Raw genomic sequence first — 26,642 nt, 5'->3', positions numbered from 1 at the left:
CGCAGCACTGAGCCGCACAAGGAAGTGCCCCTCATGTCCACGACCGTCCCCACGGCCGACACCCCCGAACTCGCGCGTGAGAACGCCGTGTTCCGCAAGGTGATCCGCCGCATCGTCCCCTTCCTGATCCTCTGCTACGTGGTCTCCTACCTGGACCGCGTGAACGTGGGCTTCGCCAAGCTGCAGATGTCCTCGGACCTCGGCTTCAGCGAGGCGGCCTACGGGCTCGGCGCCGGCCTCTTCTTCATCGGCTACTTCTTCTTCGAGGTCCCCTCGAACCTGCTGATGCAGAAGGTGGGCGCCCGCACCTGGATCGCCCGCATCATGATCAGCTGGGGCCTGGTGTCCGCGGCGTTCGCCTTCGTCAACAGCGAGGCGACGTTCTATGTGCTCCGCTTCCTGCTCGGCGCCGCCGAGGCCGGCTTCTACCCCGGCGTGATCCTCTACTGCACGTACTGGTTCCCGTCCCAGCGCCGCGCCCGCGTCATCGCGATGTTCATGTCGGCGATCCCCGTCGCGGGCATCTTCGGCAACCCGCTCTCCGGCTGGATCATGGACGTCTTCGACGACGCCGCGGGCTGGAGCGGCTGGCAGTGGCTGTTCGTCGTGGAGGCGATCCCCGCCCTCGTCATCGGTGTCGTCTGCCTGTTCTGGCTCGACAACAGCGTGCGCGACGCCAAGTGGCTGACCGACGACGAGAAGACCGTCATCGAGAACGCCCTCGCCGCCGACGCCACCCACCACACCGTGCACGGCCGCGCCCTCGACGCCTTCCGCAACGGCAAGGTGTGGCTGATGTGCCTCATCTACTTCTGCTTCGTGATGGGCCAGTACGCGCTGACGTTCTGGATGCCGACCTTCGTCGAGTCCACCGGCGTCAAGGGCGGCCTCGCGATCGGTGTCCTGAGCGCCGTCCCGTACCTGGCCGCGCTGATCGCCATGAACCTCTTCGGGTTCTCCGCCGACAAGCGCCGCGAGCGCCGCTGGCACCTGGTGATCCCGTCCCTGATGGGCGCCGTCGGCTTCTCGATGGCGGCGAGCTTCACCGGTTCGACCGCACTGGCCCTCGTCGCCCTGTCGATCGCGGCGGCCGGCGTGCTGACCTGCGCCCCGCTGTTCTGGTCGCTGCCGACCGCCTTCCTCGGCGGCACGGCGGCCGCGGCGGGCCTCGCGGCGATCAACTCGGTCGGCAACCTCGCCGGCTTCGTCAGCCCGTACATGATCGGCGCGCTGAAGGACGCGACCGGTTCGACGGCGATCCCGATGTACGTTCTGGCCCTCGCGCTCGTCATCGGCGCGGCGGCGGTCCTGACGACGAAGAAGGACGTCGTCAACCGCTGACGTACCCACCTCTCCGGCCTTCTCTCGATTGGAGTCACCATGCCGAGGTTCGCGGCGAACCTGTCCATGCTGTACCCCGAGCACGACTTCCTGGACCGCTTCGCCGCGGCCTCGGCGGACGGCTTCGAGGCCGTCGAGTACCTCTTCCCGTACGCGTACGGGACCGGGAAACTCCGCGCCCGCCTCGACGAACACGGCCTGCGCCAGGTCCTGTTCAACGCCCCGCCCGGCGACTGGGACGGCGGCGAGCGCGGCATCGCGGCGCTCCCGGGCCGCGAGTCCGAGGTCCGCGAGGGCGTCGACCGGGCCCTGGAGTACGCGGCCGCGCTCGGCAGCCCGCGCGTGCACATGATGGCGGGCCTGGTGCCCGATGGTGTGTCGCGGTCCGCGTGCCGGGACACGTACCTGAGCAATCTGGCGTACGCGACCGAACAGGCGGCGCCCGCCGGGATCGACATCCTGATCGAGCCCATCAACACCCGTGACATGCCGGGCTACTTCCTGAACCACCAGACGGACGCGCACGAGGTCGTACGGGACGTGGGCGCGGCCAACCTGAAGGTCCAACTGGACCTGTACCACTGCCAGATCGTCGAGGGCGACCTCACCGCCACCCTCCGCCGCGACCTACCGACGGGCCGCGTGGGCCATCTGCAGATCGCGGGCGTCCCCGACCGCCACGAGCCCGACGCGGGCGAGCTGAACCTCCGTCATTTGATGGACGTCGTGGACGAGTTGGGCTTCGACGGCTGGATCGGCTGCGAGTACCACCCCAGGGCCGGCACGAGCGAGGGACTCGGCTGGCTGAAGAACATGCAAGGAGAGCAGTACTCATGAGGATCGTCATCACGGGCGGCTTCGGCTTCCTGGGCCGCCAGGTCGCCGAGGCCCTGCTGGAGCGGCGCACGTTCGACGGCGTGCCCATCGACCGCCTGACGCTGGCGGACAAGTTCGTGCCCGACGAGTCGCCGCTGAAGGCGGACCCGCTGGTGGACGTGGTCCAGGGCGACCTGACGGACCACCTCACGGAGCTGTTCCCGGGAACCGAGCCGGTGGACGTCGTCATCCACCTCGCGGCCGCGGTGTCGGCGGAGTGCGAGGCGGACTTCGACCTCGGCATGACGGCGAACCTGGACACGACCCGCGCCCTCCTGGAGGCGGCCCGGGCCCAGTCGGAGACGGGTGGGCCTTCGGTCCGCCTCGTACTCGCCAGCAGCGTCGCGGTCTACGGCTCCGACGCGGCGCTCCCGCTGCCGCCCGTGGTCAGCGAGTCGACGCTGCCCACGCCGCAGTCCAGCTACGGCGTGCAGAAGCGGATCTGCGAGCAGCTGGTCGCCGAGTACACGCGCCGCGGGTACGTGGACGGCCGTGTCACGCGCCTGATGACGGTGTCGGTGCGCCCCGGCAAGCCGAACGCCGCCGCCTCGGGCTTCCTGTCCGGCGTGGTCCGCGAGCCGCTCGCGGGCCTCCCGGCGACGTGCCCGGTGAGCCCGGACACGCGGGTGGCGCTGGCCTCGCCGCGCCGCACGGTCGAGGGCATCCTACGGGTGGCACAGGCCGAACGCGGCACGCGGGAGGGCCAGTTGACCGGGAACATCCCGGTCAACCTCCCCGCGCTGACGGTCACGGTCGCCGACATGCTGGACACCCTGCGCGAGGTGGCGGGCGACGCGGTGGCCGACCTGGTGACGGTGGCCCCGGACGCGTCCGTGGAGGCGATCGTCGGCTCGTGGCCGGCCGCCTTCGACAACACCCGCGCGGCGGCACTCGGCCTGTCCGCCGACCCGGACTTCGCGTCGGTGATCCGGCAGTACGTCGCCGATCACCCGGCCGCGGTCACCGCCGAGGTCCCCGCGGCCGCGTCGATAGACTGACGTCATGTTCAACAAGGTGGACGGGCCCGTGCGGCTCGCCGATCGCGTCGCGGCGATGCTCACCGAGGAGATCGAGTCGGGGCGGCTCACCGAGGGCGACAAGCTGCCGACCGAGGTCGAGCTCGTCAAGCAGCTCGGCGTGAGCCGCACGGTGATCCGCGAGGCGGTCTCGCGGCTGCGCAACGCCGGCCTGGTGGAGCCCCGCCAGGGCAGGGGCGTCTTCGTGCTGCCCCGCCGCACCCGTCCCCTGGACCTGGAGGGCGACGCCGAGTCGCCCGGCACGCTGGCGAAGGTGCTCCAGATCGTCGAGGTCCGCCGCGCGATGGAGTCCGAGGCCGCCCATCTCGCGGCGACCCGCGCGCAGCCCGCAGACATCGTGCGGATGCGCGCGGCCCTTGCCGCGATCGACACGGCGGTCGCGGCGGGCGGCGACGGCACGGACGAGGACCTCGCCTTCCACCGCTCCATCGCCGAGTCGACCGGCAACCCGGTCCTGGTCTCCACGGTCCACTACCTCGGCGAGGTCTCCCGCGGCGGCATCCGCGTCACCCGCGCCAACGAGGCCCGCCGCGACGACTTCTTCGAGGCGGTCCGCCATGAGCACCAGGCGATCCTGACCGCGATCGAGTCCGGCGACCCGAAGGCGGCCCGGACGGCGGCCCGCCGCCACATGAAACACGCGGCGACCCGCCTCCAGAAGGCGGACCCGGAGTTCTGGGACGAGGCGGAGGGGCTGGACGTGGACGTCGATCTGGATGCGGGGGCCTGAGCCCGAAGCCCGTAACAACTGATCCCCCACGGCCTCCCGAAGGCCGTGGGGGATCTTGTTCATGTCCGAGGGACGGCCGCCCGTCCCGCACCCTTGCCGTACCCCGAACGGCCCAGCTACCTTCTCTGGTGCAACTGGTCTGCGAAGGAGCCTCTCTGGTGCGCGTGTTGCCCACGGTTTTCCCCGATCCGTCCGCCCTCGGACACGCGCTCGCGACGGAAGTCGCCGACGGCATCCAGGAGGCCGCCCGTGCGGACCTGCCCTACGTCCTCGGCTGTCCGGGCGGGCGCAGCGCCCGCACTACCTATCGCGCGCTCGCCGACGAGGTCGCCCGGCGCGGCCTCGATCTGCGGCATCTGACCATCGTGATGATGGACGAGTACGTCGTGGCGGCCGACCGGCCGGGCGAGTTCCGGCCCGTCGGACAGCGGCTCCCGCACTCCTGCCTGCGGTTCGGCCGAGACGAGATCGCCGGACCGCTCAACTCCGCTGCGGGAAGCGGGAGTCGAGGCATCACGCCCGACCGCCTGTGGGTGCCCGACCCGGCCGACCCCGGGGCCTACGACAAACGCATCGCGCAGCTCGGCGGCATCGATCTGTTCATCCTCGCCACGGGCGCGGGTGACGGGCACGTCGCGTTCAACGCTCCCGGCACCCCGGCCGACGCCCACACGCATGTGGCCCGGCTCTCGGACCAGACGCGCCGCGACAACCTCGTCACGTTCCCGACGTTCGAAGGGCTCGACGACGTGCCGACGCACGGCGTGACCGTCGGCGTCGGCACGATCAGGGAGCAGTCCCGCCGCACCGTCCTCGTGGCCCACGGCCCGGACAAGGCATCGGCCGCGCGCCGGCTCGCGGCGGCCGGGACGTACGAGCCGGACTGGCCCGCCACCGTACTCAGCGACTGCGCCCGCCCCGGCCTGTACCTCGACGCGAGCGCCGCACACGGCCTCTGACCTGCCCAGCACGCCGCACGCCTCACTCCCTAGGAGACACCGGCATGGCCCGTATCAAGATCGCGTATCTCGGCGGCGGTTCCACCCGCGCCCCCGGCACGATGGCCTCGTTCATGCACCAGGGCGAGAACTTCGACGGCTCGGAATTCGTGCTCGTCGACCTCGATCCGGACCGCCTGGAGGTCGTGAAGACGATCACCGAGAAGATGGCCCGCGCCAAGGGCCTCGACATCACGGTGACGGCCACCACCGACCGCCGGGCGGGCGTGGCGGACGTCGACGCCGTCCTGTCCTCCTTCCGGCCGGGCGGTTTCGAGGCACGCGCGCTCGACGAGCGGATCCCGCTGAAGCACGGCGTCATCGGCCAGGAGACGCAGGGACCCGGCGGCATGATGATGTCGCTGCGCTCGGTCCACGTGATGCGCGGGCTGTGCGAGGACCTGGCCGCCGTCGCCCCGCACGCCCGGATCTTCAACTACACCAACCCGGTCAACATCGTCTCCCAGGCCGTCTCGGAGTACAGCGACATCCCGGTCGTCTCGTTCTGCGAGGGCCCGATGTGCTTCCCGCCCGTCGTCGCCCGCGCCGCCGGACTCGACCCCGAGCGGCTCGTCACGAAGATGGCGGGGGTCAATCACAACTGCTGGTCCACCGAGGCGACGTACGACGGCGAGGACGCGATCCCGCTGCTGCGCGAGCGCTGGGAGGCGATGAAGGACACCCCGGCCGCGGACACGCACGAGGGGCGCACCCTGCACCTCGCCGCCACCATGGGCTCGGTCCCCTCCGACTACTTCCTCTACTACTACTTCCGCGACGACCGCCTGCGCGAACTGCGGCACGCACCGACGACCCGCGCCGAGGACATCCTGGCCCAGGTGCCGGACTACTGGACGCACTACCGCGAGCAGGCCGCCTCCGACGCCCCGGCCCTCGACCCCGCCCGTTCGCGCGGCGGCATCCACGAACTGGAGCTCGCCATCGACGCGATGAGCGCGTTCTACAACGACACCGGCGCCCGCCTCCCGTTCAACGTGCCCAACACCGGCGGCTTCCTGCCCGGCTTCGACGAGTCCACGGTCGTCGAGGTCTGGGGCACGGTCGACGCCAAGGGCTTCCACCCCGAGGAGCAGCGCCCGCTGCCGCACTCGGTGCGCGGCATCACGCAGGCCCTCGCCGAGTACCAGATCCTCGCCGCCAAGGCCGCCTGGGACGGCGGCCGCGACGACGCGGTCCGGGCGATGGCCGCGAACCCGCTGGTCCCCTCGCTGCCGGTCGCCGAGGCGCTGTACGACGAGATGGCCGTGGCGCAGCGCGCATGGCTGCCCGGGCGGCTGCTGCCTTGAGCCCAGAGGGATACGGCGGCGGGCTCCACCTGGGCGTCGACGCCGGAAACAGCAAGACGGTCGCCCTGCTGTGCCTGCCCTCCGGCGACGTCGTCGGCGCGGGGCGGGCCGGCTGCGGCGACATCTACGGGGCGCCCACCCCGGCCGACGCGGTGCGCGAGGTCACCTCGGCGATCGGGGACGCACTGGCCGCGGCCGGAGCGGGCCGCGCCTCGATCGCGGCCGGGGCGTTCCGGCTGGCCGGAGTGGACTGGCCGGAGGACCGCACGTTCTGGGAGGGCGTACTCGACGACCACTACCCGACGTTGCGCAGGCGCTCGATCCTCAACGACGGGTACGCGTCGATCCGTTGCGGGGCGCCGTCCGGGGTGGGGATCGCGATCCAGTCCGGCACGGCTGCCGCGATCGCCGCGCGCGGGCCCTCGGGCGCGGAGTGGGACCTGGGCTTTCGCGTGCAGCACGCCATGGGCGCGTCGGGCCTGGTCCACGAGGCCCTCAAGGCGGTCCAGCTCGCGGGCCTCGGTCTGGGGCCGCCCACCGCCCTGACCGGGGCGCTCCTGGAGTTCTACGGACAGCCGGGCATCGAGGAACTCAATCACTGGTTCACGCGGCGCGAGAACCCGGCACCCTCGACGGCCCGGCCCCGGGCCGCCCGTGTGATCACGGCGGCCGCCGCCGCGGGGGACACGGTGGCCGGGGCCATCGTGCGCGAGGAGGCGCGACGCCTTGCGATGTACGCGGGCGTCGCGGCGCGCGCGACGGGTCTCGCGGACAGCGGCACCAAGGTCGACGTGGTCCTGTCCGGTTCGGTCCTGATGGCCGAGGACTCGCCCGTCACCGGGCCGCTGCTCGACGCCCTGGACGCGCACGTCCCGGACGCCCTGCCGCACCGCACGGAGCTGCCCCCGGTGGCGGGCGCGGCCCTCGACGCACTGGGCGAGAACGCGGTGCCGATCACGAACGGGCTCGTGTCCCGCCTGGCATCGACGCTCCCACCGACGACGTTCTTCAGTACGTGAGGCGCCGGGGCCGCCCCCGGTTCGGGCCGCCCCTCACACCGGCCGGAACAGGTCCGCCTGGAACCGGTACGCGTCGCTGCGGAACACCGCCCGCCCGGTCAGCACCGGCATCTCGTCGGCGGTGTACGCCACCTCGTCGCCGATCAGCACCGGCACGCCCGGCTCCACGTCGAGCAGGGCCGCCGTCTCCTCGTCCGCGGCGTCGGCGCTCACCGTGTACGCGCTGCGCGCCACGGCGAGACCGCACTCCGCCTCCAGTACCTCATAGAGCGACCGGTCCGTCATGTCGTACGAGGCCAGCGCCTCCGCATGGGCGACGACGCTGTGGTCGACGCAGATCGGCACTCCGTCCATGGACCGCAGCCGGCGCAGCTCGACGACCCGGGCGGCAGGTGCGATCCGCAGTCGTTCCGCCTCCTCGAAGGCGGCCGGGCGCGCCTTCTGGGTCAGGATCCGCGCCTGCGGGGTGAGCCCGCGCGCCCGCGCCATCTCGGAGAACGTCTGCAGCGTGCTCGGCGGTTCACCGACCGCCTCGCGCGGCACGAACCAGCCCCGCTGCGCGGACCGTTCGAGCCGTCCGTCGGCGGCGAGCCGCCCGAGCGCGTGGCGCAGCGTGGAGCGGCTCACCCCGAGCCCGACCGCCAGATCGCGCTCGCCGGGCAGCCGGCCGCCGGGCGGGTACGTGCCCCGGCGCAGCGCGTCGTCGAGCTTGCGGTAGGTCTGTTCGGCAGCGGCTCCACTCGCCACGTCCTGATCGGCCATGCGGCCCGTCCCCTCCACCAACTGGTGCTCGGATCCCGGTAATTACCAGCGTACCAACCACTGGACTAACTGGTCTGCCCACTCCTAAGCTCGCCGCACCTCACACTCCCACGCCCCTCAGCGACAGGAGGCGCCGTGCGCATACGCAGGCGACCACCGTTGATCCGCATCCTCGCCGCCCCTCTCCTGGCCACCTCGCTGCTCTCCGCGTGCGTGCCCGGTATGTCGAGCGGGGTCAGAGCCGACACGAAGGCGGGAGGTCCCGTGGCCATCGGCCCTCGAGCGATCGGCCGGGCCCACATCCACGTCCTCGACTACTTCGGCGGCGGCCCCGACAAGGCGTGGATGAAGGGCGTCGTCAAGGAGTTCGAGAAGCGGTATCCGAAGATCGAAGTCACCGAGAGCGCGCAGAGCTTCGACGACATCATGAAGTCCCTGCCGCTGAAACTGCGTTCGGGCAGCCCTCCGGACATCGTCCCCGCCAACAACGGCTGGGCATCCCTGGGCACCCTGGTCCGCGGCAACCTCGTCCTCAATCTGGACCGGTACGCGGACGCCTACAGCTGGAAGAAGGCGTTCCCGCAGTCGATCCAGCGCGAGCACGCGTTCTCTCCCGACGGACGGCAGATGGGCACCGGCTCGCTGTTCGGCACCCCCGTCACCCGAGGCTCGATCATCGAGGTGTACTACAACCGGGCACTCCTCAAGAAGCTGGGCGCCGAAATACCGCACACCTTCGGAGAGTTCGAGAAGACACTCGCCAAGGCGAAGGCGGCCGGCATCACCCCGCTCTCGCTCGGCAACGTCGAGGGCAACGGCGTCCTGTCCGGCCTGTTCGCCCTGACCGACGCGCTCGGCGACCAGCGGAAGATCGCCGACTTCACGTACTCGCAGGGTGACGTGCACATCAGGGAAACCGGTTTCGCGAAGGCGGTCGCCCTCTACAAGAAGTGGGCGGGCCGCGGATACTTCCCCAAGAGCTTCGCCGGGACCGCCTACGCGGACGCGATGGACTCGTTCCTCGACGGAAACGGACTCTTCCGCTTCGAGTACTCGGGCACCCTCCCCACCAAGCCGGGAGACGGCGACAAGTTCGGCTCGTTCGTGCTGCCGCGGGCCGACGGCCGGGCACCGGTGGCCACGATGTCGGCCGCCTCCAACTTCTCCATCAGCTCCAAGTCGCGGTACCCGGACGCGGCCGCCGCGTTCCTGAACTTCATGGCGAGCCCGAAGGCCGCCGAGATCGCCGTCGAGGTGGGTGCGATGCCGATGCTCTCCACACCCCGCCTCCCGGCCGGCCACGAGAAGCTCACCGCCGACGAGGTGGCCAACGTGGCGCAGGTCGCGAAGGACGACAACGCCGTCCCGTACCTGGACTGGGCAAGCCCGACGCTGGTCACCACGATCACCCGGCGCATGCAGGACCTCTTCGCACGCAAGACGTCGGTCGCAGGGGTCGTCGGGGCCAGCCAGGACGACTACGCGAAGTTCCGGCAGGAACTGCGCGAGCAACAAGAACAGAAGGCGAGGTAACCCACGATGACCACCGTCAACACGCGCTCCCCCGCACTCCGGGACGGCATCCCGGCCCCCGTCTCCCGCGCCACGGGCGGACGGCGGACGACCGCCCGCGCCGCCTCCGGCCGCCGCCCCTGGCTCGGCCTCCTGTACCTCTCCCCCGCCTTGATCGTCTACGCGGTTGTGGTGCTCGTGCCGGTCGTCCAGGGCGGCTACGTGTCCCTCTTCGACTGGGACGGTGTTACCCCGGCCCGCTGGACGGGGCTGAGCAACTACGCGGCCTTCCTGCACGATCCGGTGCTGCGTCAGGCCATCGCGCACACCTTGGTCTTCCTGGTCTTCTTCTCGTTCCTGCCGATCCTGCTCGGTCTGGTCAGCGCGTCGCTCACCTCGCGCAAGGACGTGCGCGGCAGCGCCGTGTTCCGCTGGGTGATCTTCCTCCCGCAGGTGATGACGCCGGCCGTCACCGCGATCGTGTGGAAGCAGATCTACGCCCCGCAGGGCCCGGTCAACTCGGTGCTCCGCGCCTTCGGCCTCGACGCCCTGGCCCGCGGCTGGCTCAGCGACTACACCTGGGCGCTGCCCGCCCTGGGACTCATCGGCACCTGGGGCGCGTTCGGCCTGTGCACCGTCCTGTTCGTCGCGGGGACGCAGGCGATCCCGACCGAGCTGTACGACGCGGTGCGGGTGGACGGCGCCGGCCCTGTCCGGGAGTTCTTCACCGTCACCCTGCCGGGCCTGCGCGCCCACCTCGCCATCGTGCTCACGCTCACCGCGCTGGGCGCCATCCGCGTCTTCGACATCGTCTGGCTGACCACGCACGGTGGGCCCGGCACCTCGACGGTGACCCCGACGACCGTCCTGTACGAACGCGCCTTCGCCAACCCCGACATCGGCACCGCAGCCGCCGTCGGTGTCGTGATCGCCCTTGTCTCCCTGGCCGTGTCCCTGGCCATCCTCCGGCTCTCCGAGGACAGGTCCCGATGATTTCCACGAAGGAAAAGTTCTTCAACTACGCGGTCCTGCTCGTGATCGCCGTCGGTGTGCTCTTCCCCGTCACCTGGGTCCTCGGCGTGGCGCTCAGCCCGAACGCCACCGGTTCGCTCGACCTCGGCGATCTGCGGTGGGAGAACTTCGCCACCGCCTGGGCGCAGGCGGACTTCGCCCACTACCTCAAGTCCAGCCTGATCATCAGCGGCAGCGTCGTGGTGGTCTCGACGGCCCTCGCGGTCCTGAGCGGATACGCCTTCGGGGTCCTCGGAGTCGTCGCGGAGAAGTGGCTGTTCCCGCTGGTCCTGCTCGGTCTGATGGTGCCGATGGAGACGATCGTGGTGCCGCTGTACTACGACTTCTTCTCGTACGGCCTGACCGACACCTATCAGGGCATCGTCCTCATCCATGTCGGCATGGGTGTGAGCTTCGGGGCCTTCTGGATGCGGGCCGCGTTCCGGAGCGTTCCGCGGGCGATCGCCGAGTCGGCGGAGATGGACGGGGCGGGCTCGTGGGCGCAGCTGTGGCGGGTCCATCTGCCCATCGCCCGGCCCGCCGTGATCACCTTCGTGCTCCTGTCGTTCATGTGGACCTGGAACGACTACTTCCTGTCCCTGATCATGATGACCGATCCGGGCCGCCAGCCGATGACGCTCGGCCTCGGTGCTTTCTCCTCGCGGTACGGCGTCCAGGCCAACCTCCTGGCAGCGGCAGCGGTACTGATCTCCCTGCCGATCGTCCTGCTCTACCTCTTCTTCCAGCGCCACTTCATCCGCGGCATCCTGTCCGGGGCCGTCCGCGAGTAGCCGCCGCACAACGACAGGTGCCCCGCGCTCGACGTGAGCGCGGGGCACCTGTCGTACGCGGTCAGGACGAGCGCGGGTCGTGCTTGGCCCTGGCGGCCGGGGCCGACGTCTCCCCGTCCTCGTACACGAAGTCCGGGAACTCGCTGTGGACTTCGACGACCCGCCCCTCCTCCGCCGAGCGCTTGGCGGCCAGCATCACCTCGAGGGCGTGGTAAGCGTGCTCGGGGCGGGTGAGTGTGCGGGTGTCGTTGTCGACGCAGTCGACGAGGTGGCGAAGGCCGTCGGTCCAGGGCCAGTTGGGGTCGCTCTCGCCGACCAGTTCCCACGAGCCGCGCTCGTTCGTCCACTGCTCGAAGCCCTCGGGCGCCCAGTCGTCGCCGAGCATCTGCATCGTGCCAGCGCTGCCGTACAGCTCCACCGCGGGGGAACGGTACTTCTGCAGGGTGAAGCCGGTGGCGATGGACGCGAAGCGGGCGTCGCCGAAGTCGAGGACGATGTGCGCGTTGTCGTCGGAGCGGACCGTGACGCTCTCGCCCTCCGCCTCCCGCTTCGGCACGGCGACGCCGACCATGGCGGTGACCCGCCGCACCGAACCGAAGAAGCCGCACAGGCTGGTGAGGTTGTAGACACCGAGGTCGAACAGCGCGCCGCCGCCCTGCTCGTAGAACCAGCGGCCCCACCAGGGGCCCGCCCAGCCGTACCGCGCCCGCGCCAGGTGGAGGTCGCCGATCTCGCCGTCGCGCACCCGCCGGTGCATCTCGCGGTACGTGGGTGAGAGCGCGACGTGCGGTGCGCACACCAGCCGTCCCGGTGCCGTGGCCGCGTACCGCATCAGGTCGGCGGCCTCTTCCAGCGACGTCGCCATCGGCTTCTCGACGAGGACGTGCTTGCCCGCCTCCAGGGCCGCACGTGCGAGAGACCCGTGCTCGTTCATGCTGGTCAGTACGAGGACGATGTCGAGGTCCGCGCGGTCGATGAGCTCCTGCGGCCCCGCGAACGAGGCGTCGATGCCGAACCGTTCGACGGCCGCCGCCCGCTTGGCCGGGTCCGGGTCGTAGCCCGCCACCAGCCGCACGCGTCCTTCGTGTCCGAGCTTGGTGATCAAGGAGGAGTAGGGGCCCTGGAACACGCTGCCGAGGCCCAGGACTCCGATCTTGAGTGTCATCGCGTCGGTTCCTTCTGTCGGGTCGGGTCTGATCGGGTCGGGTGGGATCCGTGCGGTGGTGTGTCTCGTTACGGCGGTGGTGTGTCCCGTTACGCGATGTGGATGACGAGTCGCTCGCCGTCCGCCCCTCCCGGCCAGGTCACGAGCGCACCGTCGTCCACGGAGTCAGCCCGCGCGTCGCACTCGACGCGCACCGGCCGCCCGGTGTCGAGGAATGCACTGCCGGGTCCGGCACCGCGCCGCAGCCACAGGGTCGACTCGTCGCCCGGACCGTCGAGTTCGGCAGTCGACCAGCGCAGCACCGCCCGGTCGAGCCGCACGCCGAGGGGAAGCATCAGGCCTTGGCGGGCGGGAAGTTCGAGGACGGCGCCGCCCGCGTACGGCTCTCCCGCCACGGTCAGCGTGAAGCGCTGCGGCTGTACGGCGACGTTGACCAGGTGGACAAGGCGTTGCCCTGTCGCGTCCGCGGTGACCGTGGTGACGAGCCCGGGAGTCGCTCCGTCGGCGACGATCCGCGCCCGCACCCCGAGCCGGGCGAGCAGCATCCGCCAGAACTCCAGGTGGCAGGGGTAGTCGCAGGCCACCACAACTGCTCGGCCGCCACCTTCGAGGGTGATGTCAAGGGCGGCGGGTGAGCCGTCGGCGACGTCCAGGGCGAGCGGCTCCGCCTTCGCCGTACCCGAGCCGGTGATCCGCAGCCGTTCCAGGAAGCCCACCCGGACCTCGGGGCGCGATCCGGCCCGTACCGACGGGAAGTGGTGGGCCGTGCCGTCCACGAACGCATCCACGGCCAGGCCGAGGGCATCCGCGAGCACCGTGCACGGTGTGCCGTCGTCGTCGAGTACCGGCAGCCGCCCGTGGAGCAGCAGCCGGCCGCCCGCGCGCAGGAACGCGGCCACCCGCTCCTGGACCTCCCGCCCGAGCGTCGCGGGCGTGGCGAGCGCCAAGACCGGTCCGTCCGGGTCGAGTTCGGCCGCGTGCGACGTGGGGGCCGCGGACAGGTCGCACCCCCTGAAGGAGTGGCCGCCGAGGACGAGGGAGCGGGCCAGGATGTCGCGGGGGCCCATGCCCCGGGAGCGTTCGATGTCACCGCGTTGTGCGCCGCGGGACTCGGATGCGGGGTGGGCGAACTCGGTGAGGTAGTGGTCGGGGACGTAGCCGAGGACGAGGTCGTCGTGCACCTCGTCCATGTCGGCGAGCAGGTGCTCGCTGCCGCGGACGGCGCGCACGGCGTCACTGATCGACGTGTACGCCTCGGTGATCCTGCCCTCGGGGTCGACGGGTGCGGCGAAGCCGTGGCGTTCCCCGGTGAACGCAATCCGGTCGTTGCCGTCGTCGGCGGGCTCGTCCAGGGGCGGGTTGTGGCCGCCGCTGAACAGGTAGTAGTTGATCAGCCGGTTGCCCTGGGCGGCGCAGAGCCGCGTCTTGAGCGCGGTCCCCGCCGGGTCGGCCTGCCGGCTCAGGTCCTCGCCGTAGTCGCCGGTGCCCGCCTCGAACTCCAGTGAGGTGAGCGGCTGGTCGGCGTCGTGGACGGCGGCCATGAAGGCGTTCATGACGTACAGGTCGGGGGTGTTCTCGACGGTCGCGTCGTACAGGTAGTGGTCGGATCCGGAGGTCATCTGCGGGATGCCCGCGTACGCGCGCGACAGTTGGCTGATGCCGATGGGGAAGGTGCGTCCGCGGGCGGCGTCGGTGCCGTGCACATTGACGAGCGTCGGGACCTCGATGCCGTGCGCCCGTGCCACGTCGCGCAGCCGCAACAGGTAGGCGGCGTACCGGTCGCGATGGTGGTCGCCGAGGTCGCGGTGCAGGGCCAGTTGCTGGGTCACGGTGCCGTGGAGCGTGCCGCCGGAGCGCCACTGGGCCGCCCATGCCGCGGGGTGGGTGGGGTCCGCGCCGTAGCGTCGCAGGGATTCCTCGGGGCCCCAGCGTTCGAGGGAGCGGGCGGCGAGCGCGGCCAGGGTGCGGTCCGTGAGTTCGGGGGCGCCGCTGACCCAGGTCAACATGCCGACCTCGTTGTCGAGTTGGACGGCCGCGACCGGACCCCCGCGGGTCGTCTGGTGCTCGGCGAGTACGGGCATGACGGCCGCGAACCACCGCTCCGCCTGCGCGAGATAGCCGGGGTCCAGGTAGTCGAGTGTGCGGGTCGGCGCGGGTTCGCCGTCCCAGCCGCGCGGCACCGCCGCCGGATGGTCCCGGTAGATCCGGAAGGGGATGCCCTCGTTCTTGAGCTCGGCCATGACGAACGGCCCCGGGCGGGCGATCACCAACAGCTTGCGCTCAGCGGCCAGTTCGAGGAAATGGACGAGGTCGCGGTACTCGCTGGTGGCTCCCGTCAGGTCCGCCTCGCCGTCCGGTGTCTCGTGCACCAGCCACGGCATGTAACTGGCGACGGCGGTACACCCGGCGGCCACCAGCTTGTCGAGCCGGTCGGCCCAGTCGGCGCGCCGCAGCCGGAAGTAGTGCACCTCCCCGGACATGACGACTCTGGGCGTCCCGTCCACAAGCAGCCGCCGCCGCTCGAATCCGACCGTCCTGGACGCGCTCCTGGACCTTGAAGTACTCACGTAACCGTCCTCATCAGGCGTTCGTCGGAGTCCTGAGGAATTCTTGGCTGCCAACTCCGGCTTGCTACAGGGGTATTGCCATCCCTGTGGAGCCGGGGCTACGTTGCGGAAATCGCTGAGAAACCGGTTTCTCGAAACCGTTTCCCGAACATATCGGGGGCCGTCACCATGAGCAATAGCCGGGTATCACTGCGCTGGGTGGCTCAGCAGGCGGGTGTATCGCCCGCCACCGTGTCACGTGTCTCGCGGGGTTCGACCACGGTCTCCCCCGAGCTCCGCGACAAGGTCCTGCGCATCATCGAGGAGTCCGGCTACCGGCCCAGCCACCTGGGGCGCGCGCTCGCCGAGACCCGGCACGGGGCCGTCGGGCTGGTCTTCCCCGGCCTGTCGGGCCCGTACTTCTCCGAGCTGCTCCAGGGGTTCGAGGACGAGGTGCAGGAGTCGGGCGACAGCGTGTTCCTGCTCGCCTCCCACTCGCACTCCAAGACCGACGCGCGGGTGATCGATCTCGCGGGGCGGGTGGACGGCATGGCGATCCTGGCCGGCACCGTCTCCGACGCGGCACTGGAGGAGGTCGCCCGACAGGTGCGGCTCGTCGTGATGTGCGCCCGTGAGCGCGCCGTCCACTCGACGGTGACCATGGACAACACGACGTTCGGCACCCTCGCACGGCATCTGCTCGTCGAACACGGCTACCGGCGCCTCGCGTTCGTCGGCAATCCGGCGGGCTCCCCCGATGTGACGTCCCGGTGGGAGGCGTTCCTCGCCGCCCATCACGAGGCGGGCGTCACCCCGCCGGACGAGCCCGTGCGGGTCGGTCTCCAGCAGTCCGACGGGGTCATCGCCGCCCAGCGGATCCTGGCGGACGCACCGCGCCCCGACGCGGTGATGTGCGCCAACGACGAGACGGCCCTCGGCCTGATGCTCACCGCCCTCGGCCACGGACTCCGGGTGCCCGACGATCTCGCGGTCACCGGGTTCGACGACATGCACATGGCCGCGATGGTGCGTCCGGGACTCACCACGGTGCGTCAGCCCATCCGTGAACTCGCCTCCCACGCCGCCCGCCTGCTCGCCGAGCAGGGCTCGCGGCCCACCCGGCACATCACGCTGCCCACCCGACTCGTCCTGCGTGCATCGTGCGGCTGCCGGGAGCCGCAGCCCCGCGACTGAGCGCACCCACGCGCCCGACACCTGAAGACGACGGAGGTCTCTCAACGATGAGAACACCACGCCACACCACCGCCCTGGCCGTCGCACTGGCGAGCTCCGCCCTGTTGCTCAGCGCGTGCACGGGCACCGAGAACACCGGCGACAGCGTCAACTCGGACGGAATGATCAGCCACATCACGTACGCGGGGATCGGCGGCGGCAACGCTCCGCAGGCCAACTACAACCCGTTCCTGGACACCTCGAAGCTGGTCGCCTCGAACTTCGTCTACGAGCCGCTCTACCAGATCGAGCAGAACAGCTGCACGGAGAAGCCCTGGCTGGCGAAGTCGTACCACTGGCAGGACCCGAAGACCCTCGTCTTCGACATCCGCGACGGGGTGCAGTGGAACGACGGCAAGCCCTTCACCGCCAAGGACGTCGCCTTCACCTTCGGCATGCTCAAGAAACACGACGTCCTGGATACCAAGGGCGCCTGGTCGCTGCTGGACTCGGTGCGGGCCACCGGCGACAAGCAGGTCACCCTCACGTTCAAGAAGCCCGGTGCCTCCGGCTTCTCCGTCGTCAGCTCCGTGCCCATGGTCCCCGAGCACATCTGGTCGAAGGTGAAGGACCCGACGAAGTTCACCAATGCCGAGGACCCGGTGGGTACGGGGCCGATGAAGGTGAAGTCCTTCAACCCGCAGCAGGTGGTCACCCAGCGGAACCCAGGCTATTGGCAGGCCGACCACGTGAAGGTCAAGGAGGTCCGGTTCAAGCAGAACAACGGCACCCCCGAGATCGAGCAGCTCAAGATGGGCCGCGGCGAGTACGACACCAACGGGATGTTCATCCCGGACGTCAAGAAGAGTTACGTCGACAAGGACCCGAAGCACCACCACTACTGGTATGCGCCGGGCATGGTCATGAGCGTCTACATGAACCTCACCGAGGCGCCCTTCGACGACGTCGCCTTCCGCCGCGCGCTCACCCATGCCTTCGACCGCGCCACGGTGGCCCGCAAGGCGCAGCTCGGTTACGTGAAGACCGCCAGCCAGACCGGTCTGGTGCTGCCCGGCCAGCAGGACTGGCTGCCCAAGGGCCTCAAGGACGGCGGCCGCGTCCCCTTCGACCCGAAGGCCGCCGACAAGGCGCTCACCGCGGCCGGCTACAAGAAGGACGCCCAGGGGCGCAGGCTCGGCAAGGACGGCAAGCCGGTCTCGTTCACCTTCAAGGCACCCACCGCGTACACGGACTGGGTCGCTGCCGCCGAGATCCTCGTCAAGAATCTCAAGTCCCTCGGTCTGCAGGTCGAGTTGGAGCGCACCACGCCCGAAGCCCACGACCAGGACCGGGCCTTCGGCCGCTACGACATGATGTTCGGCGCGCACGGCGGTGACTGCAACATGGCCAAGGGCTTCGGCGACCCGCTCGACAGCGCGGGCACGGCCCCCGTCGGCAAGAGCGCCCTCAACAACCAGGTGCGCTGGAAGGACAAGAAGACCGACGCGCTGCTGAACGACCTGCGGACCGCGAGCACCAAGAAGGGGCAGCGGAAGGCCGTCGCGGGCCTCTCCGAGATCATGATGGACAAGGTCCCGATGATCCCGATCTGGTACGGCGCCAAGTGGTTCCAGTACGACACCACCCGCGCCGTGGGCTGGCCGAGCGCGAAGGACCCGTACGCGGCCGGCGGCGACAATCTCATCCTGCTCACTCATCTGCGCCCGGCCCAGGGCTGACCGGCATGACGTACTTCCTCCGCCGCGCCGGGTTCTTCCTGGCCACCCTGTGGGCCGCGGTGACCCTGAACTTCCTCATCCCCCGGCTCCAGCCGGGCGATCCGGCCCAGGCACTCCTGCAACGGCTCGCGGGCAAGACCGGGGTGGTCAACCCCGAACAACTCGCGGCCGTCCGCAAGATGCTGGGCGCCCCCGACGGCAATCTGTTCACGCAGTACGGGGAGTACCTCGGGGCGCTCGCCCACGGCCAGCTGGGGCTCTCCTACACGTACTACCCGTACAGCGTGGGGCACGTGGTGATGCAGGCCGTGCCGTGGACCCTGGTCCTGGTCGGCGTCACCCAGATCATCTCCTTCGTCGTCGGCACGCTGCTCGGGGCGTGGGCCGCGTACCGGCGCAACAGCCGGGTCGACTCGTGGATCACCATCGGTTCGACCTTCGTGGGGACGCTGCCGTTCTTCTGGATCGCTCTGCTGCTCGTGTTCGTCTTCGCGATCACTCTCAACTGGTTCCCGGAGGGCGGCGGTTATGGCGGCGGCTCAAGACCCGGCTGGTCGTGGCTGTTCTTCTCCGACGCGTTCCAGCACAGCGTGCTGCCCGCGGTGGCGCTCCTCGTCACCGGGCCGATCGGCTGGATCATCGGCATGCGCAACAACATGGTGCAGACCCTCGGCGAGGACTACGCGCGCCTGGCCCGCGCCAAGGGGCTGCCGCGCCGCCGGATCGCCCTCACCTACGGGGCGCGGATCGCGATCCTGCCGAACGTCACGGGCTTCGCCATCGCGCTCGGCGGCATCCTCGGAGGCACCGTGCTCGTGGAGAGCATCTTCAGCTATCCGGGACTCGGACGCCTGCTCCTCGAAGCGGTGAGCAACAAGGACTTCCCGCTGATGCAGGCGCTGTTCCTGTTCACCACGATCGGCGTCCTGATCGCCAACTTCCTCGCCGACATGGCGTACGGATTCCTGGATCCGCGGGTCCGCAGGACGGAGGCGGCCTGATGACCATCGCCAATTCCCCGAGCGCCGCGGCCGCGCCGAACGCCGGCGACACCGAGGGTGTGCAGCTCGCGGCGATCACCGCGGGCCGCTCCACCCGGATCCCCGGCTGGTTCCTCATCCTGTGGCGCAACGGCAAGTGCAGGGCCGGACTGCTGCTGCTCGCCGCCTTCGTCCTGGTCGCGCTCCTCGCCCCGGTCATCGCGCCGTACGCACCGCGCACCGATGTGTTCGGCCTCTCGCAGGGCCCGAGCGGCGCGCACTGGCTCGGCACCACCGCGCGCGGCGAGGACGTGTTCTCGCAGGTGATCCACGGGACCCGCACCTCACTCATCGTGGGTGTGGTGGCGGGCACCCTGTCCACGCTGATCGCGGTCGCCGTCGGGCTCACCGCCGGCTATCTCCAGGGGCCCGTCGACGAGATCCTGTCCTTCTTCATCAACCTCGGACTCGTCGTGCCCGTCCTGCCGTTGATGATCACGCTGGCGGCGTACGCGCCGGTCAAGGGACTCTGGCTGGTCATCATCGTCATCACGGTCACCGGCTGGGCCTTCGGCGCCCGCGTCAAACGCGCCCAGATCGCCACGCTGCGCACCCGCGACTACGTGACGGCGGCCAAGTTCGCCGGCGACAGCACGCCACGGATCATCGCGTACGAGATCGCGCCCAACATGATCTCGCTGATCGTCGTGGACTTCATGGGCGCCTCGCTCGGCGCGATCGGCGCCGAGGCCGGCCTGTCGTTCCTGGGCCTGGGCGATCCGCACACCACGAGCTGGGGCACGATGCTCAACCAGGCGAGCATGGGCGGCGCGATGACCACGGGCCAGTGGGCCTGGCTGATCGCGCCCGGTCTGGCCCTGGCCCTCCTCGTCACCTCCTTCTCGCTCATCAACTTCGGCGTCGACGCGCTGAGCAACCCGCACCTGAGGGAGGACTGAGATGGCGCTGCTCGACGTCACCGATCTGACCGTGACGTACAGCCCCCGCGACGCGGACGCCGTGCGGGCCGTGCACCGGGTGCGACTCGAGGTGGCGGAAGGCGAGTTCGTGGGCCTGCTCGGCGAGTCCGGCTGCGGGAAGTCGACGCTCGGCAACGCGATCCTCCGCCTCCTCGACAAGCCCGCCGCGATCGCCTCCGGCAGCATCGTCTTCGACGGCCGCGACATCACCCACGCCACCGACGACGAGCTGCGGGAGCTGCGCTGGGCCGACCTGTCGACCGTCTTCCAGTCCAGCATGAACTCGCTCAACCCGGTGATCACCGTGCGCGAGCAGTTCGCCGACACCTACGCGGCGCACCCCGACGCCGCGGGCAAGGACGTTGATGTCGACGCCCGCGCCGGTGAACTCCTGGACCTCGTCTCCCTCGACCGGGACGTGCTGCGCCGCTACCCGCACGAGCTGTCCGGCGGCATGAAGCAACGCGTCGCCCTGGCACTGGCGCTCGCCCTGCGGCCCAAGTTCGTGCTGCTGGACGAGCCGACGACCGGCCTGGACGTCGTCGTGCAGCGCGACATCCTCGACCGGGTGCGCGAACTCCAGCGTGCGCTCGGCTTCGCGGTCCTGTTCATCAGCCATGACCTCGGCACCGTCATGGAGATGGCCGACCGGGTGCTCGTCATGTACGCGGGCGAGATCGTCGAGAGCCGCCCGGCCGCCGACATGGTGGCGCGGCAGCTTCACCCGTACAGCACCGGGCTCCTCGGTTCGTACGCCGACCCGCGGGACGAGGTCGTCCAGGTCGCCTACATCCCCGGCCGCCCGCCGAACCTGGCGCACGAGCACCAAGGCTGCCTCTTCGAGCCGCGCTGTCCGGTGGCCGTGGACGCCTGCCGCACCCGGCACCCGGAGCTGCTGCCCGTGCCGGGCGGGGCGGCCCGGTGTCTGCTGGTCGAGGAGGGTACGCACGCCTCCGGGGCGCGGGCCTTCGCCGCGGTCGGCGGTTCGGGCGCCAGGGTGCCGGCCGACACCGAACCCGTTCTGGTCGTGGAGGGCGTCGGCAGGGTGTACCGCACGCGGCGCGGCCTGCGCACGACGGCCGTCCGGGCCGTGGACGACGTGTCCTTCGCGCTCAGGCCGGGCCGGGTCGGCGCGCTCGTCGGACAGAGCGGTTCCGGCAAGACGACCATCGCCCGCATGATCACGGGCGTCGAGCGGCCCACCACCGGCACGATCCGCTTCAAGGACACCCGCGTCGACACCCTGGGCCGCCACGCCCTGCGCCGCTACCGCCGCCATGTCCAACTCGTCTTCCAGGACCCGTTCGCGGCGCTCAACCCCACCCGGACCATCGGCTACGCACTGGGCCGCCCGCTCCGCAACCATCTGGGCCTGAGCGTGGACCAGGCACGGACGAAAGCGGCCGAGCTCCTGGAGACCGTCGGCCTCAGCCCGGCCGCCCAGTACCTCGACAAGCTCCCCGGCCAGCTCTCCGGCGGCCAGCGGCAGCGGGTGGTCATCGCCCGCGCGCTCGCCCCCGACCCCGATGTCCTGGTCGCGGACGAGCCGATCTCCATGCTCGACGTATCGATCCGTGCGGAGATCGTCGAGCTCCTCGACCGGCTGGTGCGCGAGCGCGGCATCGCCATGCTCTACATCACCCACGACCTGCTCAGCGCCCGGCTCCTCGCCGACGAGGTCCTGGTCCTCAACCAGGGCTCCCTGGTCGAACGGGGCCCCACCCGCGACGTGATCGCGCACGCCCGCGATCCGTACACCCGCAAACTGCTCGCGGCGATCCCCCGCCCCGACCGGCCGCGCAGCACACCCGTCGGATCCTGAACGGCACCCCTTCCCGCTTCCCAGGAGTCATCCATGTCCACGACCGGCACCATCGGCGACCTCGTCACACCCGCGCTCCGCGAGCAGTACGAACGCGAGGGCTACTTCGTCCTCGAGAGCGTCCTCAGCGCCCAGCAGCTCGAACTCCTGCGCGGCGGCGCCCAGTTCTCCATCGACCGGCTCGACGCGGAGATGGACGCGGCGGGCGTCGACTCCATCGGCATCAACCACCGCGGCAAGCGCTACTTCTCGAACATGATCTACCAACACCGCCCGGAACTGCGGCAGTTCCTCTTCAGCGAGCTGACCGCCGAGATCTGCCGGGCCACGCTCGGCGACGAGGCGTACCTGTTCTGGGAGCAGTACGTCATCAAGGCGGGCGACCCCGACACGGCCTTCTCCTGGCACCAGGACTCCGGGTACGTCCACGAGGACCACGAGCCGTACGTGACGGTGTGGATCGCGCTCGACGACGTGACCATGGACAACGGACCGGTGCATCTGCTGCCCTACTCGCGCTCGGGCGTGAAGTCCTACGTCAAGCACATCACCGACCCCGTCTCCAACGACCGTGTCTGCTACTTCGGTGCGGATCCGGGACTGCCGATGACCGCCCCCGCCGGCTCGATCGTCGTCTTCTCCAGCGTCGTCATGCACCGCAGCGGCCCCAATCTGACGGACCGCAACCGGCGGGTGTACATCGCGCAGTACTCGAAGGACATCATCACGCTCAAGGACGCGCCGGACACCCCGCAGGGCGCCACGGACCCGTTCCTCAGCGGCGGCGAGATCGTGGCGGAGCTGTGAGCGAGGGGGTGCGGCGGGCCACGCCGCGTCCGGTGTACGACCGGCCCACGGTGATCCGCCGACAGGAAGCGGCACACCATCTGTGGGGCGACGAGGACGGCTCGGGGCATGTCAGCGACCGGGTGTACGTGTCGTCGACCGATCTGCACGTCCTGCAGTTCACGTTGCCGCCGCGCGGCCGGTACGTGCACTCGGCGATGAATCCGACGGTGTTCGCGGCCGACGTGGCCTATGTCGTCCTGGAGGGTGAACTGATCCTGTTGGACCCGGAGTTCGGCGAGGTGCGTCCGCTCGCGGCCGGTGACATCGGCTTCTTCCGGCGCGACACGTGGACGCACGCGGTCAACCCTCGCCACGAGCCGGTGCGCGTCCTGGAGTTCTTCTCGCCGCCGCCGTCACGGAACACGGCGTCACCATATGCGCGCAGCAGGCCGCTGCTGCCCGAGGCCCACTACCGGGACACCCGCTGGGACGGCCGCTGGCCCGCCGCGCGCACCGAGCGGGAGGAGAAGGCCCGCATCCATGTCGTACGGCGGGCGGATCACCTCCACTGGCTGCCCGAGGAGGACGGCGGACACCTGGCGGGAACGGCGGTCGACACCGAGTATCTGACCGTCACGAGCGGGTGGTTGACACCCGGGCATCGCGGCGCGGTGCACACGGCGGCCGACGAGACGGTTCTCTACGTCACCGAGGGCAGCGTCCATGTGCATCTGCCCGACGTCGAGGGCCCGGCCTGGCACCGGATCGCACCGCACGACGCCGCGTACCTCCCCGCCGGCACCAGGTACCAACTCCTCGACTTCGACGGAACCGGGGCGCGGTACTGGGCCGGCGCCGGGCGGGTCCCCGAGGGCTGGCACCCATGACGCGGCCCGCCGTTGTCGCCCTCGACATCGGAGGCACCACACTGTCCGGCGGCCTCGTGACGCGGGACGGCGAAGTACTGTGCACGGCGCGGCGCCCGACACACCGCGACCCAGGACTTCGTCGAACCGTAGCCATCGTCCGCGAACTCACGGAAACTGCAGGGCAGTTGGGCGTAGAGGTCGCCGGAATCGGCGCGGGGTTCCCCGAGTACGTGACATCGGCCGGCCGCCTCACCAGTCGCGAGGTCATCGACTGGAGCGAGCAGCCGGACACACTCCTCGCACCCCTCGTGCCGGGCCTCCCGGTGGTCATCGAGTCGGACGTTCGTTGCGGTGCGCTCGCCGAGGCCCGGATGGGCGGCGGTCGGGGCCTCGGCTCGTTCCTGTACGTCTCCCTGGGGACCGGCCTGTCCGCCGCGTTCGTGCAGGACGGGCGCGTATGGGCGGGGCGGCGCGGAGAGGCCCTCGCCCTCGGCACCTGGCCCGTGCCCGGCGGTTCACCCGGGGATCTCGAGAGTTGCGCCTCCGGGGCCGGGATCGCGGCCCGCTGCTCCGTGCTCACCGGGTCGCCGGTGACCGGCGCCCGCGATGTGGTGGCGCGCGCGGTAGCCGGCGACCCGGTCGCCGCAGAGGTGCTCGACACGGCTGGGGAGGCCCTCGGCGCCGCCCTCGCCCAGGCGGTGGCCCTGCTCGACCCCGCCGCGATCGTCGTCGGCGGCGGGCTCGGCGCCGCCGGCGGCCCGATCGAGAAGTCGCTGCGGATCGCCTTCGCCGCACACACCCCGCGCCCGGACCGGCCACCGGTCCGCCGCGCGGAACTGGGCGCCCTCTCCGGACTCACCGGCGCGGCGCTCTCGGTCCGGGAACACGCGCCGGCCTGACGCCTTGGGCACCACACACCATCTGCCCCTCCGAAAGGTAGGACCCGCATGCCTGGACCGTACGACGACCAGGTCAAGGAACTCCTCGGCCGTATGACACCCGAGGAGAAGCTGGGCCAGCTCCAACAGCTGTCCTGGAACGGTGACACCGGCCCCGGCGACGGCCAGACCGACGAGGCGGAGGCGGCGGCCCGCGCCGGACTGCTCGGATCGGTCCTCAACATCCACGGCGCCGCCAGCACCAACGCACTGCAGCGTCTCGCCGTGGAGGAGTCCCGCCTCGGCATCCCACTGGTCTTCGGACTCGACGTGATCCACGGCTATTGGACGACGTTCCCCATCCCCCTCGCCCAGGCGGCGAGCTTCGACCCGGACACGGCACGCCGGGACGCCGAGGTGTCGGCGAAGGAGGCCCGCTCACAGGGCGTGCACTGGACGTTCGCCCCGATGATGGACGTCACCCACGAGCCGCGCTGGGGCCGCATCGCCGAGGGCAACGGCGAGGACCCCCACCTGACCTCCGCCTTCGCGGCGGCCAAGGTCCTCGGCTACCAGGGCCCCGCACACGGTGGCGAGTTGGCCGGACCGGACCGGATCGCGGCCTGCGCCAAGCACTTCGTCGCCTACGGCGGCGCGGAGGGCGGCCGCGACTACAACACCGTCGACGTGTCCGAGCAGCGCCTGCGCAATCTGTACCTGCCACCGTTCAAGGCGGCGGTGGACGCCGGAGTGGCCACGGTGATGGCCGCGTTCAACACGGTCGCGGGCATCCCCGCGCACGGCAACGCACACACCATGAACGACATCCTGAAGTCGCAGTGGGGCTTCGAGGGCTTCGTGGTCAGCGACTACACGGGCGTCGAGGAGCTCCTCCCGCACGGCTTCGCGGAGGACGGCGCGGACGCCGCGTGCCTCGCCCTGACCGCGGGCCTGGACATGGAGATGATCTCCACCCGTGTCGTCGACCACGGCATGGAGCTGCTGGCCGACGGCCGGCTCACGATGGACCGGGTGGACGACGCGGTGGCGCGCATCCTCCACCTGAAGTTCACGCTCGGCCTGTTCGACAACCCGTACACCGACGAGTCCGCCGAGATCACCGGGCCGATGCCGGAGGCACGGGCTGCGGCACGCGAGGTGGCGGCGCGCTCGATGGTGCTCCTGAAGAACGAGGAGAACCTGCTCCCGCTGTCACCCTCCGCGGCCGGCTCGATCGCGGTGATCGGCCCGCTCGCCGACTCCACCGACCTGCACGGAACGTGGGGCGGACCCGGCGCGTTCCACTTCCCTACGGTGAGCGTCCTCGACGGCGTACGGGCGGCTGCCCCCGGCCGTACGGTCACGCACGCGGGCGGCGACATCGCCGAGGCGGTGGCCGCGGCCTCGGCCGCGGACCTCACGGTGCTGGTGGTCGGCGAGGAGTCCCGCCTCAGCGGCGAGGCGTGCTCGCGCAGTGACATCGGCCTGCCGCCCGGCCAGGAGGCGCTCATCGAGGCGGTCGCGGCGACGGGCAAGCCGTACGCGGTCGTCCTCTTCAACGGCCGCCCACTCGCCCTCGGCACGTGGCTCGACGCGGCACCTTCCGTCCTGGAGGCCTGGCACCCGGGCATCGAGGCGGGCCACGCGGTGGCCGACGTGCTCTTCGGCCGGGTCAATCCGGGCGGCAAGCTCCCGGTGACGTTCCCCCGCACCGTGGGCCAGGTCCCCGTCTACTACAACCACGAGAACACCGGCCGCCCGTACGACCCCCAGCAGCCGGACGAACACTTCCGCTCCCGCTATCTGGACCTGGAGCACGGGCCACGCCTCCCCTTCGGCCACGGCCTGAGCTACACGACCTTCGCGGTCTCCGGGCCCCGGCCGAGCCAGGAGACCATCACCGCGGCCGCCCTCCAGGACTCCGCCGAGACGGTCGAAGTCACCGTGGAGGTCACGAACACCGGGGACCGCACCGGCGACGAGGTCGTCCAGCTGTACGTCCACGACCTCGCGGCGAGCATCGCGCAACCGGTCCGCCGCCTGCGCGGCTTCGAACGCGTCACGGTCGCGCCGGGCGCGAGCACCACGGTGACGTTCCGCCTCGGCGCCGACGACCTGGGCTTCTGGACGAACGACCCGGCGGGGACCTTCACCGTCGAACGCGGCCGCTTCCACCTGTACGCGGGGACGAGCTCGACGACGCGGGAGCGGTGCACGCTGTCGGTCACCTGACGGCCGGCTCCGGCGCGTATGCAGCCGAGCTGCAGCCGTTGGGCGGCGGCTCGGCTGCATCGCATCGGGCCGGGGCCTCGTCACA

At 70.7% G+C, this 26,642-nt stretch carries 22 protein-coding genes; 19 read left to right on the top strand and 3 right to left on the bottom strand.

All coding sequences use genetic code 11. From position 1 onward, the window contains the following. Window positions 1-33: 33 nt before the first annotated feature. The 7 genes from ACZ7L4_RS10150 to ACZ7L4_RS10120 all read left to right on the top strand — a co-directional run bounded on the left by ACZ7L4_RS10150 (window position 34) and on the right by ACZ7L4_RS10120 (window position 7,308). Window positions 34-1,341: an MFS transporter gene (locus ACZ7L4_RS10150; protein WP_472101261.1), complete on the top strand. Its 1,308-nt coding sequence runs from the start codon at window positions 34-36 to the stop codon at window positions 1,339-1,341. Between the two features lie 39 nt (window positions 1,342-1,380). Beyond that, window positions 1,381-2,178, top strand: a complete 798-nt coding sequence (gene otnI / locus ACZ7L4_RS10145) for a 2-oxo-tetronate isomerase (protein WP_472101260.1) — start codon at window positions 1,381-1,383, stop codon at window positions 2,176-2,178. Beyond that, complete coding sequence (denD, locus tag ACZ7L4_RS10140) at window positions 2,175-3,215, top strand: D-erythronate dehydrogenase (RefSeq protein ID WP_472101259.1); 1,041 nt, start codon at window positions 2,175-2,177, stop codon at window positions 3,213-3,215. The genes otnI and denD overlap by 4 nt, the downstream gene beginning before the upstream one ends. Window positions 3,216-3,219: 4 nt before the next feature. Next, a complete protein-coding gene (locus tag ACZ7L4_RS10135; protein WP_472101258.1) occupies window positions 3,220-3,984 on the top strand; it encodes a FadR/GntR family transcriptional regulator in 765 nt (254 codons plus the stop codon). Between the two features lie 164 nt (window positions 3,985-4,148). Beyond that, a complete protein-coding gene (locus tag ACZ7L4_RS10130; protein WP_472101257.1) occupies window positions 4,149-4,943 on the top strand; it encodes a 6-phosphogluconolactonase in 795 nt (264 codons plus the stop codon). 44 nt (window positions 4,944-4,987) lie between these two features. Beyond that, window positions 4,988-6,289 (top strand): family 4 glycosyl hydrolase, encoded by a 1,302-nt coding sequence (locus tag ACZ7L4_RS10125; protein WP_472101256.1) that lies wholly within the window; start codon window positions 4,988-4,990, stop codon window positions 6,287-6,289. Next, entirely contained in the window at window positions 6,286-7,308 is a 1,023-nt protein-coding gene (locus ACZ7L4_RS10120) for a hypothetical protein (RefSeq protein WP_472101255.1), read from the top strand. The genes ACZ7L4_RS10125 and ACZ7L4_RS10120 overlap by 4 nt, the downstream gene beginning before the upstream one ends. A 33-nt stretch (window positions 7,309-7,341) precedes the next feature. Here the strand turns inward: ACZ7L4_RS10120 and ACZ7L4_RS10115 are convergent, their stop codons facing one another. Next, the gene (locus ACZ7L4_RS10115) at window positions 7,342-8,070 is read right to left on the bottom strand and encodes a GntR family transcriptional regulator (protein WP_472101254.1); all 729 of its coding nucleotides are present in this window, start codon (window positions 8,068-8,070) and stop codon (window positions 7,342-7,344) included. Window positions 8,071-8,205: 135 nt separating this feature from the next. On the opposite strand from ACZ7L4_RS10115, the gene ACZ7L4_RS10110 reads away from it, so the two are divergent. The 3 genes from ACZ7L4_RS10110 to ACZ7L4_RS10100 are packed head-to-tail and all read left to right on the top strand — an operon-like array spanning window position 8,206 to window position 11,384. Continuing rightward, on the top strand, window positions 8,206-9,603 hold the full coding sequence (locus ACZ7L4_RS10110; protein ID WP_472101253.1) for an ABC transporter substrate-binding protein: 1,398 nt from the start codon (window positions 8,206-8,208) through the stop codon (window positions 9,601-9,603). Between the two features lie 6 nt (window positions 9,604-9,609). After that, complete coding sequence (locus ACZ7L4_RS10105; protein WP_472101252.1) at window positions 9,610-10,575, top strand: carbohydrate ABC transporter permease; 966 nt, start codon at window positions 9,610-9,612, stop codon at window positions 10,573-10,575. Beyond that, complete coding sequence (locus ACZ7L4_RS10100) at window positions 10,572-11,384, top strand: carbohydrate ABC transporter permease (RefSeq protein ID WP_472101251.1); 813 nt, start codon at window positions 10,572-10,574, stop codon at window positions 11,382-11,384. The genes ACZ7L4_RS10105 and ACZ7L4_RS10100 overlap by 4 nt, the downstream gene beginning before the upstream one ends. Before the next feature lie 61 nt (window positions 11,385-11,445). Here ACZ7L4_RS10100 and ACZ7L4_RS10095 read toward each other — a convergent pair whose 3' ends face one another. Then, window positions 11,446-12,549: a Gfo/Idh/MocA family protein gene (locus ACZ7L4_RS10095; protein ID WP_472101250.1), complete on the bottom strand. Its 1,104-nt coding sequence runs from the start codon at window positions 12,547-12,549 to the stop codon at window positions 11,446-11,448. An 89-nt stretch (window positions 12,550-12,638) separates the two neighbouring features. Continuing rightward, window positions 12,639-15,116, bottom strand: a complete 2,478-nt coding sequence (locus tag ACZ7L4_RS10090; RefSeq protein ID WP_472101249.1) for a beta-galactosidase — start codon at window positions 15,114-15,116, stop codon at window positions 12,639-12,641. A 168-nt stretch (window positions 15,117-15,284) separates the two neighbouring features. On the opposite strand from ACZ7L4_RS10090, the gene ACZ7L4_RS10085 reads away from it, so the two are divergent. The 9 genes from ACZ7L4_RS10085 to ACZ7L4_RS10045 are packed head-to-tail and all read left to right on the top strand — an operon-like array spanning window position 15,285 to window position 26,557. Beyond that, window positions 15,285-16,289, top strand: a complete 1,005-nt coding sequence (locus ACZ7L4_RS10085) for a LacI family DNA-binding transcriptional regulator (RefSeq protein ID WP_472101248.1) — start codon at window positions 15,285-15,287, stop codon at window positions 16,287-16,289. A gap of 47 nt (window positions 16,290-16,336) precedes the next feature. Continuing rightward, entirely contained in the window at window positions 16,337-18,007 is a 1,671-nt protein-coding gene (locus ACZ7L4_RS10080) for an ABC transporter substrate-binding protein (RefSeq protein WP_472101247.1), read from the top strand. 5 nt (window positions 18,008-18,012) lie between these two features. Further along, window positions 18,013-19,008 carry an ABC transporter permease gene (locus tag ACZ7L4_RS10075; RefSeq protein ID WP_472101246.1) on the top strand — a complete coding sequence of 332 codons (996 nt, stop codon included), beginning with the start codon at window positions 18,013-18,015 and terminating at the stop codon, window positions 19,006-19,008. Then, window positions 19,008-19,946 carry an ABC transporter permease gene (locus tag ACZ7L4_RS10070; protein ID WP_472101245.1) on the top strand — a complete coding sequence of 313 codons (939 nt, stop codon included), beginning with the start codon at window positions 19,008-19,010 and terminating at the stop codon, window positions 19,944-19,946. Before ACZ7L4_RS10075 ends, ACZ7L4_RS10070 begins: the two co-directional genes overlap by 1 nt. 1 nt (window position 19,947) lies before the next feature. Then, window positions 19,948-21,789, top strand: a complete 1,842-nt coding sequence (locus tag ACZ7L4_RS10065) for an ABC transporter ATP-binding protein (protein ID WP_472101244.1) — start codon at window positions 19,948-19,950, stop codon at window positions 21,787-21,789. 33 nt (window positions 21,790-21,822) lie between these two features. Next, window positions 21,823-22,596 carry a phytanoyl-CoA dioxygenase family protein gene (locus ACZ7L4_RS10060; RefSeq protein ID WP_472101243.1) on the top strand — a complete coding sequence of 258 codons (774 nt, stop codon included), beginning with the start codon at window positions 21,823-21,825 and terminating at the stop codon, window positions 22,594-22,596. After that, on the top strand, window positions 22,593-23,465 hold the full coding sequence (locus ACZ7L4_RS10055; RefSeq protein WP_472101242.1) for a hypothetical protein: 873 nt from the start codon (window positions 22,593-22,595) through the stop codon (window positions 23,463-23,465). The genes ACZ7L4_RS10060 and ACZ7L4_RS10055 overlap by 4 nt, the downstream gene beginning before the upstream one ends. Next, window positions 23,462-24,346, top strand: coding sequence for an ROK family protein (locus ACZ7L4_RS10050; protein ID WP_472101241.1), 885 nt, complete (start codon window positions 23,462-23,464; stop codon window positions 24,344-24,346). The genes ACZ7L4_RS10055 and ACZ7L4_RS10050 overlap by 4 nt, the downstream gene beginning before the upstream one ends. Before the next feature lie 48 nt (window positions 24,347-24,394). Continuing rightward, window positions 24,395-26,557, top strand: a complete 2,163-nt coding sequence (locus tag ACZ7L4_RS10045) for a glycoside hydrolase family 3 N-terminal domain-containing protein (protein WP_472101240.1) — start codon at window positions 24,395-24,397, stop codon at window positions 26,555-26,557. Window positions 26,558-26,642 lie beyond the last annotated feature (85 nt).

Source organism: Streptomyces sp. NPDC107575 (assembly GCF_055657265.1).
Note: the sequence above shows the minus strand (reverse complement) of the source record. Positions and strands in the feature narration are given on the sequence as shown.